The 3606-nt window shown below is 67.6% G+C and carries 2 protein-coding genes; both read left to right on the top strand.

Going from position 1 to position 3606, the window contains the following annotated elements; all coding sequences use genetic code 11:
- Positions 1-1328, top strand: a 1328-nt coding sequence (locus PHU01S_RS25395; protein ID WP_218032506.1) for a DUF58 domain-containing protein, incomplete at its 5' end; no start/stop codon positions are given.
- The coding region (locus tag PHU01S_RS25390) for a transglutaminase-like domain-containing protein (RefSeq protein WP_164763202.1) at positions 1315-3606 on the top strand (2292 nt) is incomplete at its 3' end. The genes PHU01S_RS25395 and PHU01S_RS25390, both read left to right, overlap by 14 nt.

Raw genomic sequence — 3606 nt, 5'->3', positions numbered from 1 at the left:
GCACCGTCAAAGCGCCGTCCGGAGCGGGAAGCTCCGCAGTCCGGGATGCTTCAAGCTTGCCTGCGGCCATCAAGCCGCGCCGTCTGGCGCTTGCCGCGCTTGCCATGCTGGCGGCCGCCGCTATGGCCGCAGCAGCTGTCCGCGGCGGAGCGGCGGAATGGCTCGCCGCGTCCGTCCTGGGAGGCGTGCTGGGACTTGCCGCCTTGCCGGGATTATGGATGGCGGGCAGCGGGCTTCGGGCTGAGCGGCTGCTGGCGCCGGGAAGCCAGGACGGATCGCTGGAGGTCACCCTTGTGATTCGGGGGCGCCGGGTGCTGCCGCTGCTGATGCTGCAGGTCCGGGAGGAGCTGGTCAATGAGTCGACGGGACTCAAGCAGCCTTTGACGATGGCGGGCTGGTCTCTTCCTTGGCTGAAAAAAGAGTGGACGCTGAAGTATGAGGCGGCGAACCTGGGACGGGGCTGCTACCGGTTCCGGGCCGTGACGGTGACAGCCGTCGAGCCGTTCGGACTTGGCGCTTCCCGGCGGAAGCTGGAATGCGGCGGAGAATTCACCGTCCTTCCCCAGCCTGAAGGAGACCGGAATAGCCTTCCTCCGGCTGGAGCGGATAGGCCGGAAGGCGGAATTGGCGGCGAGGAGCCCGGCGAAGGACGGCGGGAGCGGCGTTCCGGCGGAGCCGGTCCAGGCACACGGCCTTACCGGGAGGGAGACTCCGTCCGGCATATCGATTGGCGGGCGGCGGCCAAGGGACGCGAGCTTCGCATCAAGACGGACGAGGCCGGTCCGGGAGCCTGCGCCGTCGTGCTTTTGGGTTCGGGAGCCGCCGTCGGCGACGCGCTGCTCGACCGCAGCGCGGGACTCGCGCTGGCTGCCATGCTGGAAGAGCGGCGAAGCGGGCGCTCCGTCCGGCTGCAGGCCGGGGCAGGCTCAGTGCTTGTTCGAGCGGGCGGCCAAGGCAAAGGAGCCGTCGAGGCGGCGGCGCATCTGCTCGCGAGGCTCAGCCCGGCATCGATGGGCACGCTGGCGGAACAGCTCGATCGGCTGCGCTCGGACAGGCTGCTGCCCCATGGGTGCAGCCTGATCATGGTGACGCCGGACTGGCAGGACGGAGAAGCATGGAGCCATGCGGCGGAGGCGGCCCGCGCGGCCGGCTGCCGCTTTGAATTCAGGGTGCCGATGCTGCAGACAGTGCCTTCCGCCGCCATGAGGGAGCGGATGCGCTGGGCGCAGGCCAGAGGATACCGCGTCTCCTGGCTGCCGCTTTCCTCTCCGGCCGGCAAGCCTGTTCTTCATCAGGGAAAGGAGGGCGGCCGCCATGGCGGAAGGTAAAGGCGCCGGCAAGCAGTATGTAGTGGGTATACAGCAAGGAGCGGGAGCAAGGAAAGGAACAAAAGCACACGAAGCCGGAAATCCTTCGCATGCTGATGATAAGCAAAGAAGCGCAAGGGGCGGAGCGCTTCCCGAGCTGACTTTGAAGGCGGCAATGCCTGCCGCCCCGTTGGCCGGCAAGCCCGGTCATGCGGGCTTGCCTTGGCTGACCGCATCTGGGGCAGGAAGCGGCATTCCGTCCGGAAGCGAGTCGGGACAACCGGATGGAGGAAGCTCCAAGGAGGGAACCGGCTTCCCTGCGTCAGGAACGGCCGATCACGCAAAAAAGCCGCGGAATAGCACGAGTTCGCGAGTTCATTCCGGCCGTCCTGCAAGAGGCAGCGGGAATAACGCTGCTCCCGCTTCGGGCAGCGATCTGTCGGGACATTCGCTGAGCCTGCCGCTGCGCCTTGCCACCAGCCTGTTGCTGCTTGGACTGCTGGCGGAGTGGCTGCTGCCGCTCGCTCAGCTGCCGGGTTGGAACAGTTCCTTTCCGCTGGCGCGCCTGCTGCTTCTCGGGGGAGCTTTTTTGGCTGCAGGCGCTTTTTTGCTGCCGGGCTGGGCGGCTTCGCTGCTGAGGACGGCCGTGCTGATCGGCGGGGCCGGCTGGATGGCCGGAGGCATGCGGCTCTGGCTGGACTGGATCGGCGGCTTGCCCGGCATACTTGCGGATGATGTCCGCAGCGTGGCTGACCAAGGCATCTCCGGCTTGTCCGCTCCGACGCAGGCGCTCCTGCTGCTTGCGGGACTCGCGGCGCTGCTGTCCGCGCTCCAGACGCTGGTCTGGATCCGCCAATGGGGACTGGGCCTTACCGTGCTGACAGGCTTGTATCTCGGCCTGCTTTACCAATGGATGGGCCTCGACTTGCTGCCGGGCATGGCGCGGGCGGCGGCGGAGGGCCTGCTGCTCTCCGCGCTGCTGACCGGACATCGGCTGCGGCGTCGGGCGGGCGAAGCGCCTCCGCCGGTTCCGGCCGGGGCTTGGGGCTTCCCATCCGGAGGGCATCATGTCCGGCTGGGCGGATGGGCTGCTGCGTCGGGCGCCGCCCTGCTCGTGCTGGGCGCCGCCCTCCTGCTGTCCAGCGGCAAGCCGCGCCTGTACGGCCCGGCGTCCTGGGCGCTCGAGGTCCAGCACAGCATTCGGGAAGGCGCCTCCGCAGCGGCTGCGGGTGCAGGGGGCGCATCCCGGTTTGTAGTCGGAAGCGGTACGCTGCAAGGAGCCTTTTCCGGCTACAGCCAGGACGATTCCGTCTTGGGTGCGCCGCTCGCTCTGGCCAGGACGCCTGTGTTCACGGCGCTTTCCCCCGCCCCGCTCTATTGGAGAGGGGAGTCCAAGTCCGTCTATGAAGGCCGCGGCTGGAGGGAGGATTACGGGCAGCTCCAATCGGTTCCGGTCGGATCGGGTCAAGGAACGGAGTCAGGCGGTAGCGCTGGAATCACCCAGACGGTGCGGCTTGCAAGGCATGCCGAAGGACAGCCGCTTCCGGTATCGGGCAGGAACGCCGAGCTGATGGCTGCGCAAGGAGAAGGCGCCGGAAAGGGAGCCTCCTCTTACCTGAAGGACAAAATGACGGAAGCGATTTATTTGCCGCAGGGAGGCTCGGGAGAGCTGCAGTACGAGATGCGCTCGGTCAAGCCGGAGACTTCCGCCTCGGTCCTTCGCGCACAGTCGGAGACCAAGGAGACGGCGGAGGGCGCCGATGCGGAATGGCTGCAGGAGCAGATCCAGGCGAATCTTCAGCTGCCCGCAAACCTGCCGAAGCGGGTGAAGGATCTGGCCTCGTCCATCGTCCGCGCGGCTGGCCCGAACCGGTACGACCAGGCGGCGGCCGTCAGCGGGTATTTGAAGGAGCATTACGTCTACTCGCTGACGGACACTTCCATTCCGAAGGAAGGCCAGGATCTGGCCGACCAGTTCCTGTTCGTGCAGAAGACGGGCTATTGCGTGCATTTCTCGACGGCGATGGCGGTCATGCTCCGCTCGCAAGGCATCCCGGCACGCTGGGTCAAAGGATACACCGCCGGAAGTCCGGCCAAGGATCAAAGCGAGGCGGAGGCGGGAAGCCGGGTTTACGAGGTCACCGCCGCCGACGCGCATGCCTGGGTGGAGGTGTATTTGGGCGGCGCGGGCTGGGTTCCGTTCGATCCGACGCCGGGTTTTGCCGGCCCGGCCGGCCCGGCGGCTGCCCCGCAAGGCGCGAGCCCGCAAGCGCCGGGAGGACTTGAGCGGCCAGACGCC

Source organism: Paenibacillus humicus NBRC 102415, from assembly GCF_004000905.1.
GTDB lineage: Bacteria > Bacillota > Bacilli > Paenibacillales > Paenibacillaceae > Paenibacillus_O > Paenibacillus_O humicus.
Note: the sequence above shows the minus strand (reverse complement) of the source record. Positions and strands in the feature narration are given on the sequence as shown.